Raw genomic sequence first — 15,982 nt, 5'->3', positions numbered from 1 at the left:
CCGGCCGGCCCGCGCAGCGCCTGCACCAGGCCTTCGGCGAGCGCGTCCCGTGGCCACACCGCCTCGACCGCCCCGAGCCGCGCGTAGTTGTCGACGCCGGGCCCGAAGATCGCCGAGCTGCGGCAGAGCTCCTGCAGCGCCTCGATCGGGATCTGCGTGATGCGCGCCATGGCCGGCAGTGCCATCACGCGGATCTGCGCGTCGGCCAGCGCATAGGTGCGGTCGGCGATCATGCCGAGCGCGAGGAAGCCGCCGCTGACCGCCTCGCCGTACACCAGGCTCAGCAGCCGGTGGCCGCGGCTGCGCGCGACCTCGAAGCACTTGGCCAGGTGCGCCAGATAGCCGCCGTTGCCGAGCAGCTCGTCGCGCCGCGACAGCTGCTGGCCCTGGGTGTCGACCAGCATCAGGATCGGCCGGCCGGGATGCTCGCGCACCACCTGCAGCACCCGGGCGGCCAGCGCATGCGCGAGGTCGACGCCGATCGCCGCGTGCTCGCGGGTGCCCACCACCGCCACCGGCCCGTCGGCCGTGCGCCCGCTGCCCCACAGCAGCAGGCCTTCGGCGCGCACGTCGTGGCCGCCGGGAAACAAGCCGTCGCACAGGGCCAGTGCGGGGCTGCGGACCTCAGACATCGCTGCGCTCCTTCACGCGGTCGGCGAGGGCGGTGAAGGCCTCGGTGTCGAGCAGCGGCAGCTGCCGCGGCTCGGCCACACCCAGGCCCGACCAGATGTCGACGGCATCGGGCGCCGCGCCGAAGCGCTCGAGCCGGCGGCCGAGCGCCGCGTGCTCGCGCTCCACCGCCTCCAGCGTCAGCGGTACCGGCCGGTCGAAGAAGGCGGCGACCGCCTGCCGCAGATCGTCCATCGTGTCGCGCGCAAAGCCGTCGGCCTCGCCGATCAGGTAGCGGTGCTTGCCGCCCATCGTGCGCCACACCAGCGCGCGGTCCTTGGCGTCGAACTCCTCCACGCCCTTCTGCGATTCGATCACCTCCGGCCCCGACACCGAGAGCCGGCCTTCCTCGGTCATCACGATGTGGTCGCAGCAGCGCGCCACGATGCCCAGCCCGCCGTAGCAGCCGTTGGCCCCGCCCGAGACCACGATCACCGGCACGCCGGCGGCGCGCGCGGAGAACACCGCGCGCTGGATCTCCGAGATCGCGATCAGCCCCGCATTGGCCTCGTGCAGCCGCACGCCGCCGGTGTCGAGCAGCAGCACCACCGCGGCCGGCCGGTCGCGCGCGGCGCGTTCCAGCAGGCCGGTGAGCTTGGCGCCGTGCACTTCGCCGACCGAGCCGCCCATGAAGCCGGGCTCCTCGGCCGCGAACAGCACCGGCCGGCCGGCCAGCGTGGCGCGGCCGATCATCACGCCGTCGTCCAGCGCACGTGGCTGGCCGAGCTGCTCGAGGTGCGGGCTGACGATGCGCTGCGACGGCGGCAGCCATTCGTGCACCGAGCCGGCGTCGAACAGGCCGCGCACGCGCTGGCGCGCGTTGGCTTCGTAGAAGCTGCGCGCGGCCTGCGGCGACAGCACGGCGGCGGCGTCGGGGCGTTCGCTGCTCATCCGCGCAGCTCCTCCATCGCCTGCGCCAGGCGCAGCGCCACCACCGAGGGGGTCGCGCCGGCATCGTTCACGGTGACCAGCAGGTTGCCGACGCGGTGTCGCGCGGCGAAGTTCGCCGCCACCGCCTGCCAGGTGTCGGTGTAGCCCTCGATCGAGGTGTCGATGACGAAGCGCAGGCGGCCGTCGAGCGCCTTCGGCTCGAGCAGCGCCTCCATGTTGCCGGAGCTCACCACGCCGGCCAGCGCGGGTGCCTGCCCGGCCGGCAGCGGCTCGAAGGGGCCGAACTCGTATTCAAGGTGTTCCATCGCGCACGACGCTCGTTCACCAGTTGCGGAAACGGTTGGGCGGGTCGTAGAGCCCGCCGGACCAGCGCACCAGGTCCTTGATCGACTTCGCGGCCAGCAGGTCACGCGTGGCGAGGCGCGGGTCGATGTCCAGGTCCTCGGGCCGCTGGATGATGCCCTGGCGGCGCAGCGCCTCGACCGCGAGCGGGTCGCGCGCCAGCCCCACCGGCGTGTAGCCGGCCACGCCGCGGATCGCCTGCTCGCGTTCGGCCAGCGTGTTGCAGCGGTGCAGGTGGGCGATGCCTTCCTCGGTGACGATGTGGGTCACGTCGTCGCCGTAGATCATCACCGGCGGCAGGTCCAGGTCGAAATCCTCCTGCAGCTGCCAGGCGTCGAGCCGCTCGACGAAGGTCGGCTGCATCTTCTCGCGGAAGGTCTCGACCAGCTGCACCACCAGCTTGCGGCCGCGCGGCATGGCCGACATGCGCGAGGCGGCGCTCTCCTCGCCGGCCTTCAGCCAGCCGGGGCTGGCGTGGCGCCGGCCGCGCGACTCCGAGCCGAAGTTGGGCGCGCCGCCGAAGCCGGCGATGCGGTTGAGCGTGGCGGTGGAGGAGTTGCCCTCCAGGTCGATCTGCAGCGTGGAGCCGATGAACAGGTCGACGTAGTGGCCGGCGAGCTGGCAGAACACGCGGTTCGAGCGCATCGTGCCGTCAGGGCCGTTGAAGAACACGTCGGAGCGCTCCTCGATGTAGCGCTCCATGCCGAGCTCGGAGCCGGCGCAGTGGATGCCCTTGACGAAGCCGGCCTCGATCGCCGGGATCAGCGTCGGGCAGGGGTTGACCGTCATGTAGCTGCAGATCTTGTCCTTCAGCCCCAGCGAGGCGGCATAGGTCGGCAGGATCAGCTCGATCGCCGCGGTGTCGAAGCCGATGCCGTGGTTCAGGCGGTTGATCTCGTAGGGCGCGTACAGGCCCTTGATCACCATCATGGCCATCAGCACCTGGATCTCGCTGATCTGCGCCGGGTCGCGCGTGAAGATCGGCTCGATGTAGTGCGGCTTCGGCGAAGGCACCACGAAGCTCACCCAGCCGGCAGGCACATCGACGCGCGGCACGCGCTCGACGATCTCGTTCACCTGGGCGATCACGATGCCGTTCTTGAAGGCCGTGCCTTCCACCACCGCCGGTGTGTCCTCGGTGTTGGGGCCGGTGTAGAGGTTGCCCTCGGCGTCGGCGCTCTGCGCGGCCACGAAGGCCACCTGCGGCGTCAGGTCGACGAAGTAGCGGCTGTAGAGCTCGAGGTAGGTGTGGATCGCGCCGACCTCGATGCGGCCCTCGTTGATGAGCCGCGCCATGCGCACGCCTTGCTCGCCCGAGTAGCAGAAGTCCAGTTTCGCGGCGATGCCGCGTTCGAACACGTCGAGGTGCTGCGGCAGCGCGAGGTTGGACTGCACGATGTGCAGCCCGTTGACGCGCGCCGGGTCCACCTTGGCGAGGCAGGCCGACAGGAAGTCGGCGTGCTTCTGGTTGTTGCCCTCGACGCAGAGGCGGTCGCCCGGCGTCAGCACCGCTTCCAGCAGGTCGATCGCCCGCTCGGCCGGGACGAGCTTGTCCAGCCCCTGCGCCCGGGCCGCCGCCAGGCGCTGCCGCTTCTGCTCGGCGCCGCGGTTCCAGCTCTTCGTCATTCAGCGTCGTCCTTCGCGCGATCCATCTCTCTCCACGGCGCCAGCGTAGCCGGCTTCAGCTGTCGACTGTGATGTGCGCGTCCTTGATCACGCGGCCCCACTTCTCCATTTCCGACTTCACCAGCGCGGCCACCTCCTGCGGCGTGCGCGGGCCGATGTCGTCGTTGCCCAGCTTCTCCAGCTCGCGGATCAGCTCGGGATCGACCAGCGAGGCCTGCAGTTCCTTCTGCAGCCGCGCGGAGATCGGCGCCGGCAGGTTGGCCGGGCCGACGATCGAGAACCACAGCACCGCCTCGTAGCCGGCGAGGCCCTGCTCGGCCACGGTGGGCACGTCGGGCAGCGCCTTCGAGCGCTTCGACGAGGTGACGCCCAGCGCCTTGACCTTGCCGGCCGAGATCATCTGCAGCGACGGGCCGATGGTGGCGAACATCACCGGGATCTGGCCGCCGACCAGGTCGGTCAGCGCCGGGCCGGCGCCGCGGTAGGGCACGTGCGCCATCTTCACGCCGGCCTGCGACTTGAACAGCTCGCCGGCCAGGTGGTGCACCGAACCGACGCCCGAACTGGCGTAGTTGTACTTCTCCGGATCGGCCTTCGCCAGCGCGATCAGTTCCTTGATGTTGTTGGCCGGCACGCTGGGGTGCACCAGCACCGCGAGGCCGGTCGCGCACACGTAGGACAGCGGCGTGAAGTCCTTCGTCGGGTCGTAGGCCAGCTTGCGCAGGTGAGGCACCACGGCCATCGGGCCGGTGTCGGTCAGGCCGATCGTGTAGCCGTCGGCCACCGACTTGGCCACGAACTCGGCCCCCATCGACGCGCCGGCGCCCGGCTTGTACTCGAATACCATCGGCTGGCCCAGCCGCTGCTCGAGCTGCCGCCCCACCAGGCGGGCGGTGGCATCCGTCGAGCCGCCGGTGCTGTAACCGATGACCAGCTTGATGGGCTTGGACGGCCAGCTCTGGGCCCACGCCGCCATCGGCATCGCCAGGCCGGCCGCGCTGCTGCCCAGGCAGGCCAGCACCTCACGTCGATTGAACTTCATCCGGGTCTCCTCTGAAGGGTTCGAGCGGCAGGACCGGGCGGTCCGGCAGGGCATTTCGCCTCTTGCACACCAATAATATGTTAGTGATGTAGTAGTTGCATGAGGGAAAGCCCGCGAGCGGCGGCGGGCCCGCCGGGGCGCCGCGCCGCGATGCAGGCACCGAGCTTGCATGACTCGCCGCGCGCTTCGCCCCTCCACCGTTCGCTGCCCGGGAGCCTGCCATGCCCAAGTTCTTGCGTTCCCTGTTCGGCCAGGTGGTGCTGGCCCTCGTGCTGGGCGTGCTGCTGGGCCTGCTGTGGCCCGAGACGGCGGTGAAGCTCAAGCCGCTGGGCGATGCCTTCATCAAGCTCATCAAGATGATCATTCCGGTGCTGGTGTTCTGCGTCGTGGTGCATGGCATCGCCGGCGCGGGCGACCTGAAGCGCGTGGGACGGGTTGGCGTGAAGGCGCTGGTGTACTTCGAGGTCGTCACCGCGGTCGCGCTGGCGCTCGGGCTCGCGCTAGGCTACCTGTTTCAGCCGGGGGTCGGCATGAACGTGGATCCCACCACACTGGACGCCAAGGCCATGAGCGCCTATGCGGACAACGCCAGCAAGCTCACCGGCGGCGGCACCGTCGAGTTCCTGCTGAAGCTGATCCCGACCACCGTGGTCGCCGCCTTCGCGACCGGCGACGTGCTGCAGGTGCTGCTGTTCGCGGTGCTGTTCGGCTGCGCGCTGGCGCTCGTGGGCGAGAAGGGCCGTGCCGTGGCCGGGCTGATCGACGAACTGTCGCTGGTGCTGTTCAAGATCATGGGCTGATCATCAAGCTGGCGCCGCTGGGGGTGCTGGGCGCGATCGCCTTCACGGTCGGCAAGTACGGTGTCGGCTCGCTGAAGCAACTGGGCCTGCTGGTCCTGCTGTTCTACGGGGCGGTGGTGCTGTTCGTCGCGGTGGTGCTGGGCGGCATCATGCGAGCCTCGGGCTTCAGCCTGTGGAAGCTGCTGCGCTACCTGCGCGAGGAACTCGCGGTGGTGTTCGCCACCACCTCGTCCGACAGCGTGCTGCCGCAGATCATGGCCAAGCTGCGCCACATGGGCATCCGCGATTCGACCGTGGGCCTGGTGATCCCGACCGGCTACTCCTTCAACCTGGACGCGTTCTCGATCTACATCACGCTCGCCGCGGTGTTCATCGCCCAGGCCACCAACACGCCGATCACGATGACCGACCTGCTGACCATCCTGGCGATCTCGCTGGTGACCAGCAAGGGCGCGCATGGCGTGCCCGGTTCGGCCATCGTGGTGCTGGCCGCCACGCTGCAGGCCATCCCGGCGATTCCCGCGATCGGGCTGGTGCTGGTGCTTTCCGTCGACTGGTTCATGGGCATCGCGCGTGCGCTCGGCAACCTGATCGGCAACTGCGTGGCGACGGTGGCGGTGGCCGCCTGGGAGGGCGACATCGACCGCGAGCGGGCGCACAAGGTGCTGGACGGTGAGGCGGTGCCGGCGCACGACGTGGCGGGCGCGCCGGGTGTGGCGGTAACGGCGTCCTGAGTTGATACGGAGCACAGGCGGTCCGGCCTCGGCGTGTGCGCCGCGCCGGTCCGCTGTGTTGCGTTCGTGTCCCCCGGCGTCGGCCTGATCGGCCGCCGCCTCCTCCTCTACCGCACTCCACACAGCGGACCGTCACGGCGCTTCGATACACCGCGGTGTGCCTGGGTTGAAGGCCTTCGAGCACCACGGTGATGTGTGCTGACCGGGACGTCGGGTGAATGGCGGAGTGAGGTAGAGGAGGAGGGGACGGCCATGAGGCCGGCACCGGGGGACACGAACGCAGGCGTTCACCCGGCGGCCCGGTCAGCAGCGCTCAGCCAACAACAGATCCCGTGGCTTGCAGCAACTGCGCCACCGCTGCGATCGCCAGCACCGCGGGCTCCTTGCCGGTGATCCCGGGGAGGCCGATCGGGCAGGTCAGGCGGGCGATCGCGGCGTCGGACACGCCGCGCTCCTGGAAGCGATGCACGAAGCGTGCGCGCTTGGTGCGGGAGCCGATCAGCCCGCAGTAGGCGAAGTCGCCGCGCCGCAGTACGGCTTCGGTGATGCGCAGGTCGAGGTCGTGCTCGTGGGTCAGCACCAGGTAGCAGGCGCCGGGCGGCGCCTGGGCCACCTCGGCCTCGACCGCGTCGACGCACAGCGCCTGTACGTGCGGCGGCAGCGGCGCCAGCGCCGCGAAGGCGTCGAACTCGGCTTCGCGCTCGTCGATCCACTGCACGCGGCAGTCGATGCTGGCCAGCAGCGCCACGATCGCGCGGCCCACGTGCCCGGCGCCGTAGAGCTGCAGATGGAAGCGTGGCACGGTCTCGGGCCAGGCCGCCAGCGACGCCGCGTCGAGCGGCGCATAGCGCAGCGTGACCTCGCCACCGCAGCACTGGCCGAGCGAGGGGCCGAGCGCGAGCGTCTGCTCGCGCGGCGGCTCGTCGCCGCGCGTCGTGCAGCGCGCCAGCCGCTCGCGCGCCTGCGCGATGGCCTGCCATTCGAGGTGGCCGCCGCCGATCGTGCCGCGCACCGAGTCGGCCGCCACCAGCATGCGGGTGCCGGCCTCGCGGGGTACCGAGCCGCGCGTGGCAGCCACCTCGACGACGATCGCCGGGCGGGATGCGTCGAGCCAGCGGAGGGCGTGGGTGCGCAGGGTCATGGTGGCTTCAGCGTGCCGCGCGCACCGCGTCGATCGCGTCGAGCACTGCCTCGGGCGTGGCCGGCGCGCGCAGCGGCGGGTCGACGCGGTGGCCACCGACCGCCGAGACCGCGTCGCGAATCGCCAGGAACACCGAGAACGGCAGCAGCAGCGGCGGCTCGCCGACCGCCTTGCTGCGGTGGATGCTGTCCTCGACGTTGTCGTTGTTCTCGAACAGCGCGGTGCGGAAGACCGACGGGCAGTCGTTCGCGGTCGGGATCTTGTAGGTGCTGGGCGCGTGCGTCATCAGCAGGCCGGTCTTGGGGTGCCAGACGAGCTCCTCCGAGGTCAGCCAGCCCATGCCCTGGATGAACGCGCCCTCCACCTGGCCGATGTCGACCGCCGGATTCAGCGAGCGGCCCACGTCGTGCAGCAGGTCGGCGCGCAGCAGGCGGTGCTCGCCGCTCAGCGTGTCGACGACCACCTCGGCCACCGCCGCGCCGTAAGCGAAGTAGTAGAACGGTCGGCCCTGCAGCGTCTCGCGGTTCCAGTGCAGGCCGGGCGTGGCGTAGAAGCCGTCGCTCCACAGCTGCACGCGCGCAGCGTAGGCCTGCGCCACCAGCGCGTCGAAGTCGAGGCTAGCGCCATTGACGTGCACGCGGTCGTCGGCGAAGCGCACGGCCTGGGCCGTGCCGCCCTGCATCGCGGCGGCCAGCGCGGCGAGCCGCTCGCGCAGCTGGCGGGCCGCGTCCTGCGCGGCCTTGCCATTCAGGTCGCTGCCGGTCGAGGCTGCGGTGGCCGAGGTATTGGCGACCTTGTGGGTGTCGGTGGCGCTCACGCGCACGCGCTCGAAGGCGATGCCGAGCTCGTGCGCCACCACCTGCGCCACCTTGGTGTTCAGGCCCTGGCCCATCTCGGTGCCGCCGTGGTTCACCAGCACCGAGCCGTCGGTGTAGATGTGCACCAGCGCGCCGGCCTGGTTGAAGTGCGCCACGTTGAAGGAGATGCCGAATTTCACCGGCGTCAGCGCCAGGCCCTTCTTCAGCACCGGGCTGGCGGCGTTGTAGGCGGCGACGGCCGCGCGCCGTGCCGCGTAGTCGCTGCTCGCGGCCAGCGTGTCGACCAGCGGCGCGATCACGTTGTCGTCGACCTGCTGGCCGTAAGGCGTGACGTTGTTCGAGGTCGTGCCGTAGAAGTTGGCGCGCCGAACCGCCAGCGGGTCCAGGCCGAGTCGGCGCGCCACCGAGTCGAGGATGACCTCGATCGCGATCGCGCCCTGCGGCCCGCCGAAGCCGCGGAAGGCGGTGTTGCTTTGGGTGTTGGTGCGCGCGCTGTGGCCGTGCATCGCCACCTCGGGCAGCCAGTAGGCGTTGTCGAAGTGGCACAGCGCGCGCGTCATCACCGGGCCCGACAGGTCGGCGCTCCAGCCGGCGTTCGACACCATCGTCACCTCGGCCGCCAGCACGCGGCCGGCGTCGTCGCAGCCGACCTCCCAGGCGTACTCGAAGCCGTGACGCCGGCCGGTGACGAGGAAGTCGTCGTCACGGTCCACGCGCAGCTTCACCGGCCGCTGCAGCTTCACCGCGGCCACCGAGGCGACGCAGGCGAACACCGCCGACTGCGACTCCTTGCCGCCGAAGCCACCGCCCATGCGCCGGCACTCGACCTGCACCTGGTTGGAGCGCCAGCCCAGCGCATGCGCGACCAGGTGCTGCATCTCGCTCGGGTGCTGGGTCGAGCAATGCACCTTGAGCCCGGCGTTCTCGGTCGGGCAGGCGTAGGAGATCTGGCCTTCCAGGTAGAACTGCTCCTGACCGCCGACGCTCAGCGTGCCCTGCAGGCGGTGCGGCGCGGCGGCAAGCGCGGCGCGCAGCGCGCCGGGCGCCGACTCGCGCACCAGGTGCATGTCGGGCAGCACGTACTGCCGCTTCGCGTGTGCCTCCAGCGCATTCAGCACCGGCGGCAGCGGGTCGATCGAGAGCACCGCCTTCGCCTGGGCGGCAGCGCGGCGCGCCTGCTCGCGGTCGGTGGCGATCACCGCGAACACCGGCTGGCCGAGGTAGTGCACGTGGCCGGCGGCGAGGATGGGCTCGTCGTGCACGATCGGGCCGCAGTCGTTGGGCCCGGGGATGTCGGCCGCGGTCAGCACCGCCACCACGCCGGGCAGGGCCTTCAGCCGCTCGACGTCGATCGCCTTCAGCACGCCGTGCGCCACCGGCGACAGACCCAGTGCCGCGTGCAGCGTGCCGGCCAGCTCGGGCAGGTCGTCGATGTAGGGCGCCGCACCGGACACGTGCAGGTGCGCCGACTCATGGGGGCGCGCGCGGCCGGCCTCGGGGGCGCACTGCTTCGAGGGGGGCTGGGTGCCGCTGTCGACGAGGAAGGCGTCGGCCTGCTTGTTCACCGGAGTCTCCTGTTCCTGTTCATGCCAGGGTCTTCGGGGCGGTGCTGCGGCGAGGTGGAGGGTGGGGCCCCGTGGGGTGGGTGAGTGGCAACGCGCATCGGGTACCTCCGCCAAGCGATGACGCTCACCCGCCCATGGCCCCGCACGCGCCCGACAGGAACGACAGGAGCAGGCATCGAAAAAGGGCTCATGGACGCAGTACGGTCCGACTCAAGCGGCCGCCCACACGTTGGTCTGCGAGGTCGGCAGCGGCGCAACCGGCCGCGTCTCCAGCCACAGCCGCATCAGCAGGTTCTGCGACGCGCGCAGGCGGTAGGCGGCCGACGCCCGCATGTCGGTCAGCGGCGCGTAGTCGGTGGCGAGCGCGGCCATCGCCGCCTGCACCGTGGCCTCGGTCCAGGGCCGGCCGACGACAGCGGCCTCCGCTGCCGCGGCCCGCTTGACGATGGCCGCCATGCCGCCGAACGCGAAGCGCGCCTGCACCACCGTCTCGCCGTCGAGCGTGAGGGCGAGGCCGGCGCACACCGCCGAGATGTCGCAGTCGAAGCGCTTGCTGAGCTTGTAGGCCCGCACCTGCGTCGAGGCGGCCGGACGCGGCAGCTCGATCGCCTCGATGAACTCGCCCTGCGCCAGCCGGTTCTTCATGTAGTCGACGTAGAAATCGGCGAGCGGCAGGTGGCGCTGCTGCGCGCCACGGCGCAGCAGCAGTACAGCGTCGAGCGCCAGCAGCACCGGCGCACTGTCGCCGATCGGCGAGCCGTTGGCGACGTTGCCGCCCATCGTGCCGGCGTTGCGCACCGGCAGCGACGCGAAGCGGCGCCACACCTCGGCGAGTGCCGGCGCGACGCCGACCAGCGCGCGCCATGCGTCCTCGAGCGGCGCCCCGGCACCGATGCGCAGCGTGTCGCCCTGCCACTCGATGCGCTTGAGCTCGTCGACGTCGCCGAGGTAGACGATCTCGCCGAGCGCACGGAACTGCTTGTTGACCCACAGCCCGATGTCGGTGCTGCCGGCCAGCAGCCGTGCTTGCGGGCGGCTCTCGACCAGCGCTGCCAGCGCGGCCAGTGTGCGCGGGGTGTGGAAGCCGGCGGCTGGCTCGGCGATGTCGTCGCCGGGTTGCTGCCCTTGCAGGGCGCGCAGCGCCGCGACGATGGGCGCGGTGTCCAGCCGCCTGGGTGGCAGCGTGAACATGTGCTCGCCGGCGTCGAGGATGGGGCGGTAGCCGGTGCAGCGGCACAGGTTGCCCGACAGCTCGTCGGCCAGCTCGGCGCGCGTCGGCTGCGTGCCGGCCTCGCAGTGGCGCTCGTAGCACGCCGCGAGCGACATCGCGAAGCCCGGCGTGCAGAAGCCGCACTGCGAGCCGTGGCAGTCGACCAGCGCCTGCTGCACCGGGTGCAGCGTGCCCACGCCGGGGTCCGCGACGGCCACGCCCTGGGCGATCGCCTGCAGATCCTCCACCGTCAGCAGCGCCTTGCCGTGCAGCGTGGGCAGGAACTGGATGCAGCTGTTCACCGTGCGCAGGCTCAGGCCGCCGACCACGGTGGCGCGCGCCGAGGTCGTGCCCACCGCATCGGCATGCTCGGCCAGCTCGGCGACGACCACAGTGCAGGCGCCGCAGTCGCCCTCGTTGCAGCCCTCCTTGCTGCCGGTGCAGCGGGCGTCCTCGCGCAGCCAGTTCAGCACGCTGCGCGTCGGCGATGCGCCCTCGACCGAGACGACGCGGCCGCGGTGGAAGAAGCGAACGGCTGGCAGGCTCATTGCGTGGCGTTGGGGGAGCGGCGGGCGGGTGCGGTCTGACGAATCTTGCGGTTCGGGCCGAAGGTACTCCACGCCGACCCCATGCGAATACGATGCCAGCGATAACCGGTATGCCGATGACGATATGAGCCAGCCCACGCTTTTCGACAAGATCGAGCTCCATCTCGTCCGCGTCCTCCACACCGTGATCACCGAACGCAGCGTGTCGCGCGCCGCCCTCAGGTTGCGCACCACCCAGCCGGCCGTCAGCGCTCAGTTGAAGCGCCTGCGTGCGCTGGTCGGCGACCCGTTGTTGGTGCGCTCCGGCACCGGGATGGCGCCGACCGCGGTGGCGCTGCAGCTGCTGGAGCCGGCAGCCGAGCTGCTGCGCAACGCCGAGCGGCTGTTCGGCTCGCGCGCCGAGGCGCTGGCCTTCGACCCGGCGCACAGCGAGACGACCTTCCGCGTGGCGGCGAGCGACTACCTCGACCCGCAGTTCCTGCCCGCGCTCGTGACGCGGCTGCGCGCCGAGGCGCCGGGCATCCGCGTGGAGGTGCTGCCGCTGTCGGCCGAGTTCGACTACCGCAAGGGCCTGGCGCGCGGCGAGGTCGACCTGGTGATCGGCAACTGGCTGCGGCCACCGGCCGAGCTGCACTTGGGCCGCCTGCTGTCCGACGAGATCGTCTGCCTGGTCGCCGAGGACCACCCGGCCGTGAAGAGTCCGCGCAGCTGGACCGCCGAGCGCTACCTGGCCAGCGAGCACATCGCGCCGACGCCGCTGCATCCCGGCGCGCGCGGCGTGATCGACGAGCACCTCGACGCGCTGGGTCTGGCACGCGACATCGTGGTGCGCAGCCCCTACTTCGGCCTGGGGCCGCAGATGGTGGCGCACTCGCGGCTGGTGCTCACCACCGGCCGGCTGTTCTGCAGCCGCTACGTCGGTCAGCTGCCGGGCCTGCGCATCGTGCGCTGCCCGGTGCCGTTCCCGGCGCTGGTGTACTACCAGCTCTGGCACGAGCTGAGCCACCAGTCGGCCGCCGGCCGCTGGCTGCGCGGCGTGATGCGCGATGTGGCGCGCGGCCTGCCGAAGCCGGGGGCCACGGTCCCGCGCGCCGGCGCTCACTGATGACCACGCGAGGGAGCACCGCATGAGCCAACGGCTGGCCCTGTTCGGCGACCTGCTCGACATCGAGGTCGATCCCGGCTTCGCCGCGCCCGGGGACGCCGCTGGCGTGCGCTACCGGCCCGACCACTGGCTGCTGGTCGAGGACGGCCGCATCGTCGGCGCCGAGCCGGCCCGCGCCGGCAGCGGCCCCGACGCGAGCTGGCAGCGCGTGGACCACGCCGGGCGGCTGATCACGCCGGGCTTCATCGACACCCACGTGCACTGCCCGCAGCTCGACGTGATCGCGAGCTACGGCACCGCGTTGCTCGAGTGGCTGAACACCTACACCTTCCCGGCCGAGCTGCGCTATGCCGATCCACTGGTGGCGGCCAGCGGCGCCGAGCGCTTCGTCGATGCGCTGCTGGCGCACGGCACCACCTCGGCGGTGGTGTTCCCGACCGTCCACAAGGGCGCGACCGAGGCGCTGTTCACCTCGGCCCGCGCACGCGGCATGCGGCTGGTGGCCGGCAAGGTGCTGATGGACCGCCACGCGCCCGACGGCCTGCGCGACGACGTGCTGCAGGCCGAGCGCGATTGCGCCGACCTGATCGCGCGCTGGCACGGCAACGGCCGCCTGTCGTACGCGGTGACGGTGCGCTTCGCGGCCACCAGCACGCCCGAGCAGCTGGCGATGGCCGGTCGGCTGTGCCGCGAACACCCGGGCGTCTACATGCAGACCCACGTGGCCGAGAACACCGACGAGGTGCGCTGGATCGCCGAGCTGTTCCCCGAAGCGCGCAGCTACCTCGACGTCTACCACCGCCACGGCCTGCTGCACGAGCGCGCGGTGCTCGCGCATGGCATCTGGCTCGACGACACCGACCGTGCGCTGCTGCGCGACACCGGTGCGCAGATCGCCTTCTGCCCGTCGAGCAACCTGTTTCTCGGCAGCGGGCTGTTCGACTGGCAGGCCGCGGTCGACACCGGCTACCGCGTGTCGATGGCCAGCGACGTGGGTGGCGGCACCAGCCTGTCGATGCTGCGCACGCTGGCCGATGCCTACAAGGTGCAGGCGCTGCGCGGCGTGAAGCTCAGCGCCTGGAAGGCGCTGCATGCGGCCACGCGCGGCGCCGCCGAAGCGCTGGGCCTGGCGCACGAGATCGGGCAGCTCGGCGCCGGCGCGCTGGCCGACCTGGCGGTGTGGGACTGGGCCGTGGGCCCGGTGGCGACCCACCGCGACGCGGTGGCGCGCCGCGGCCGCGCCGGCGTGTCGCCGCTGGCCGCGCTGCACGAGCGCGTGTTTGCGTGGATGACGCTGGGCGACGAGCGCAACCTCGTCGCCACCTACGTGGCCGGCAGCTGCCGCCACGAACGCGGCTGAACGCGGGCGCGGCGCCTGCGTCGACGTTGGGCGGCCCGTTCCGGCGTGGGATTCAACATGGTGCACAAACTGGTATACAAAAAGGATGATGCCTCTTTTGGTGGCATCGGGGCCGGCGGAGCGGCCTTTCCTTCTGGTACGGAAGTTGCGCAAGGACGGAGCGAGTCCGGAAGTCGCGCCGCGTTGGGCGGAGAGCGACCGAGGCTGCTCCGCACACCGACGCCCCACCACTCCTCCGAAGGACCATGATGAACCCGACCTGCAAGACCGCCCTGGCGCTCGCGCTCGCCGCCACGAGCCTCACGAGCCTCGCCGCCGACTGGAGCGACACCGCGATCAGCGTGCGCTACGGCACCCAGTTCGCCGAGCCCTACAACAACAACCCGGACGGTTCGCGCAACGACATCACCAAGACGATCGTCGGCCTCACGCACGTGAGCGGCTACAAGTACGGCGTGAACTTCTTCAATGCCGACCTGCTGCTCTCGGACCGCAATGACCCGGGCGACGGCACGCCCGGCGCCTCCGGCGCTCAGGAGGTCTACATCGTCTACCGCCACCTGCTCGACATCGGCAAGGTGGCCGGCAAGGACCTCAAGGTCGGCCCGGTGCGCGGCTTCGGCTTCACCGCCGGCTTCGACTGGAATACCAAGAACGACGGCTACGCCTCGAAGAAGCGCATGTTCGTGTTCGGCCCGACCGTGATGTTCGACGTGCCGGGCTTCGCCAACCTCTCGCTGCTGGCCTTCAAGGAAAGCAACTCGCCCAAGGGCATCGCCGACCGCTACACCTACGACACCCACCCGGCGCTGGCGGCGGAGTGGGGCATCCCGATCGGCAGCCTGCCGCTGGCCTTCGAGGGCTATGCGCTCTACATCGGCGACAAGGGCACCAACGAGTTCGGCGGTCCGACCAAGCCCGAGACCCACGTCGACATGAAGCTGATGCTCGACGTCGGCCTGCTGGCCGGCGCTCCCAAGGGCGCCTTCAAGGTCGGCATCGCCTACGAGTACTGGAAGAACAAGTTCGGCAACCCGACCGAGACCCCGGGGGCCGGCGAGGGAGCGACCGCGCGCACGCCGATGATCCGCGCCGAGTACCACTTCTGAGCGTCGCCGCATTCGCTCCCCCGTCCATGCTCCGCCTCGAACTCCTCGGCATCACCAAGCAGTACCCGTCGGTCCGCGCGAACGACGGCGTGAACCTGCGTGTGGCGCCGGGGCAGATCCACGCGGTGCTGGGCGAGAACGGGGCGGGCAAGTCCACGCTGATGAAGATCATCTACGGCGCGGTGCGGCCCGACGCCGGCGAGATGATCTGGGACGGCCGTCAGGTGCAGATCGCGAGCCCGGCGCAGGCGCGCCAGCTCGGGATCAGCATGGTCTACCAGCACTTCAGCCTGTTCGACACGCTGACCGCCGCCGAGAACGTGTGGCTGGGCCTCGACAAGAGCCTGACGCTGGCCGAGGTGACGGCGCGCATCGTGCAGGTCTCCAAGGTCTACGGTCTCGAGGTCGACCCGCAGCGGCCGGTGCACTCGCTGTCGGTCGGCGAGCGCCAGCGCGTCGAGATCGTGCGCGCGCTGCTCACCGACCCCAAGCTGCTGATCCTCGACGAGCCGACCTCGGTGCTGACGCCGCAGGCCGTCGAGACCCTGTTCGTCACGCTGCGCCAGCTGGCCGAGCGCGGCTGCTCCATCCTCTACATCAGCCACAAGCTCGACGAGATCCGCGCGCTGTGTCACCACTGCACGGTGCTGCGCGGCGGCAAGGTCACCGGCGAGGTCGATCCGCGCACCGTCGGCAATGCCGACCTCTCGCGGCTGATGATCGGCGCCGAGCCGCCGAAGCTGCAGCACATCCAGGCGCGCCTCGGCGACGTGGCGCTGCAGGTGAGCGGCCTGACACTCGCGAAGCAGTCGCCGTTCGGCACCGACCTGAAGGACATCGGCTTCGAGGTGAGGGCCGGCGAGATCGTCGGCGTGGCTGGCGTCTCCGGCAATGGCCAGCAGGAGCTGATGGCCGCGCTGTCGGGCGAGGACCCGCGCGCGCCGGCCGGCGCGCTGAGCCTGTTCGGCCACGACATCGGCCGGCAGCCGCCGCGCGCGCGCCGCGCGCTGGGCCTGCACTTC

Annotated in this window: 12 protein-coding genes and 1 pseudogene; 5 read left to right on the top strand and 8 right to left on the bottom strand. The window is 71.2% G+C overall.

Annotated features, from left to right (window positions below; genetic code table 11):
• The 5 genes from Y694_RS14030 to Y694_RS14010 all read right to left on the bottom strand — a co-directional run.
• A partial coding sequence (locus Y694_RS14030; RefSeq protein WP_036233459.1) for a biotin-independent malonate decarboxylase subunit gamma occupies positions 1–632 on the bottom strand: 632 nt, incomplete at its 3' end.
• Entirely contained in the window at positions 625–1,560 is a 936-nt protein-coding gene (locus Y694_RS14025) for a biotin-independent malonate decarboxylase subunit beta (protein WP_051495787.1), read from the bottom strand. The genes Y694_RS14030 and Y694_RS14025, both read right to left, overlap by 8 nt.
• Positions 1,557–1,865 (bottom strand): malonate decarboxylase acyl carrier protein, encoded by a 309-nt coding sequence (gene mdcC, locus Y694_RS14020; RefSeq protein WP_011828393.1) that lies wholly within the window; start codon positions 1,863–1,865, stop codon positions 1,557–1,559. Before mdcC ends, Y694_RS14025 begins: the two co-directional genes overlap by 4 nt.
• A gap of 16 nt (positions 1,866–1,881) precedes the next feature.
• The gene (gene mdcA / locus Y694_RS14015; protein ID WP_036233457.1) at positions 1,882–3,528 is read right to left on the bottom strand and encodes a malonate decarboxylase subunit alpha; all 1,647 of its coding nucleotides are present in this window, start codon (positions 3,526–3,528) and stop codon (positions 1,882–1,884) included.
• Positions 3,529–3,583: 55 nt separating this feature from the next.
• Positions 3,584–4,570: a tripartite tricarboxylate transporter substrate binding protein gene (locus tag Y694_RS14010; RefSeq protein ID WP_036233455.1), complete on the bottom strand. Its 987-nt coding sequence runs from the start codon at positions 4,568–4,570 to the stop codon at positions 3,584–3,586.
• Positions 4,571–4,791: 221 nt separating this feature from the next.
• Between Y694_RS14010 and Y694_RS14005 the strand changes: the two are divergent.
• Positions 4,792–6,104 (top strand): annotated as a pseudogene (locus tag Y694_RS14005) (C4-dicarboxylate transporter DctA).
• A 313-nt stretch (positions 6,105–6,417) separates the two neighbouring features.
• Here Y694_RS14005 and xdhC read toward each other — a convergent pair.
• From xdhC to xdhA, 3 genes are all read right to left on the bottom strand, one after another.
• A complete protein-coding gene (gene xdhC / locus Y694_RS14000) occupies positions 6,418–7,245 on the bottom strand; it encodes a xanthine dehydrogenase accessory protein XdhC (RefSeq protein ID WP_036233453.1) in 828 nt (275 codons plus the stop codon).
• Positions 7,246–7,252: 7 nt separating this feature from the next.
• Positions 7,253–9,628 (bottom strand): xanthine dehydrogenase molybdopterin binding subunit, encoded by a 2,376-nt coding sequence (xdhB, locus tag Y694_RS13995; protein ID WP_051495786.1) that lies wholly within the window; start codon positions 9,626–9,628, stop codon positions 7,253–7,255.
• A 210-nt stretch (positions 9,629–9,838) separates the two neighbouring features.
• A complete protein-coding gene (gene xdhA, locus Y694_RS13990) occupies positions 9,839–11,386 on the bottom strand; it encodes a xanthine dehydrogenase small subunit (protein ID WP_036233448.1) in 1,548 nt (515 codons plus the stop codon).
• A 124-nt stretch (positions 11,387–11,510) separates the two neighbouring features.
• Here xdhA and Y694_RS13985 point away from each other — a divergent pair, with 124 nt between their 5' ends.
• From Y694_RS13985 to Y694_RS13970, 4 genes are all read left to right on the top strand, one after another.
• The gene (locus Y694_RS13985; protein WP_036233447.1) at positions 11,511–12,491 is read left to right on the top strand and encodes a LysR family transcriptional regulator; all 981 of its coding nucleotides are present in this window, start codon (positions 11,511–11,513) and stop codon (positions 12,489–12,491) included.
• Between the two features lie 22 nt (positions 12,492–12,513).
• On the top strand, positions 12,514–13,851 hold the full coding sequence (guaD, locus tag Y694_RS13980; protein ID WP_036233446.1) for a guanine deaminase: 1,338 nt from the start codon (positions 12,514–12,516) through the stop codon (positions 13,849–13,851).
• A 248-nt stretch (positions 13,852–14,099) separates the two neighbouring features.
• Entirely contained in the window at positions 14,100–14,960 is an 861-nt protein-coding gene (locus tag Y694_RS13975) for an outer envelope protein (RefSeq protein WP_036233462.1), read from the top strand.
• A gap of 26 nt (positions 14,961–14,986) precedes the next feature.
• Positions 14,987–15,982: ABC transporter ATP-binding protein (locus Y694_RS13970; protein ID WP_051495785.1), on the top strand; the 996-nt coding region annotated here is incomplete at its 3' end.

It is taken from the genome of Methylibium sp. T29-B (assembly GCF_000576225.1).
Classification (GTDB): Bacteria; Pseudomonadota; Gammaproteobacteria; order Burkholderiales; family Burkholderiaceae_C; genus Methylibium; species Methylibium petroleiphilum.
The sequence above is the reverse complement of the archived record's forward strand: the minus strand, read 5'-3'. Positions and strand labels throughout refer to the sequence as shown.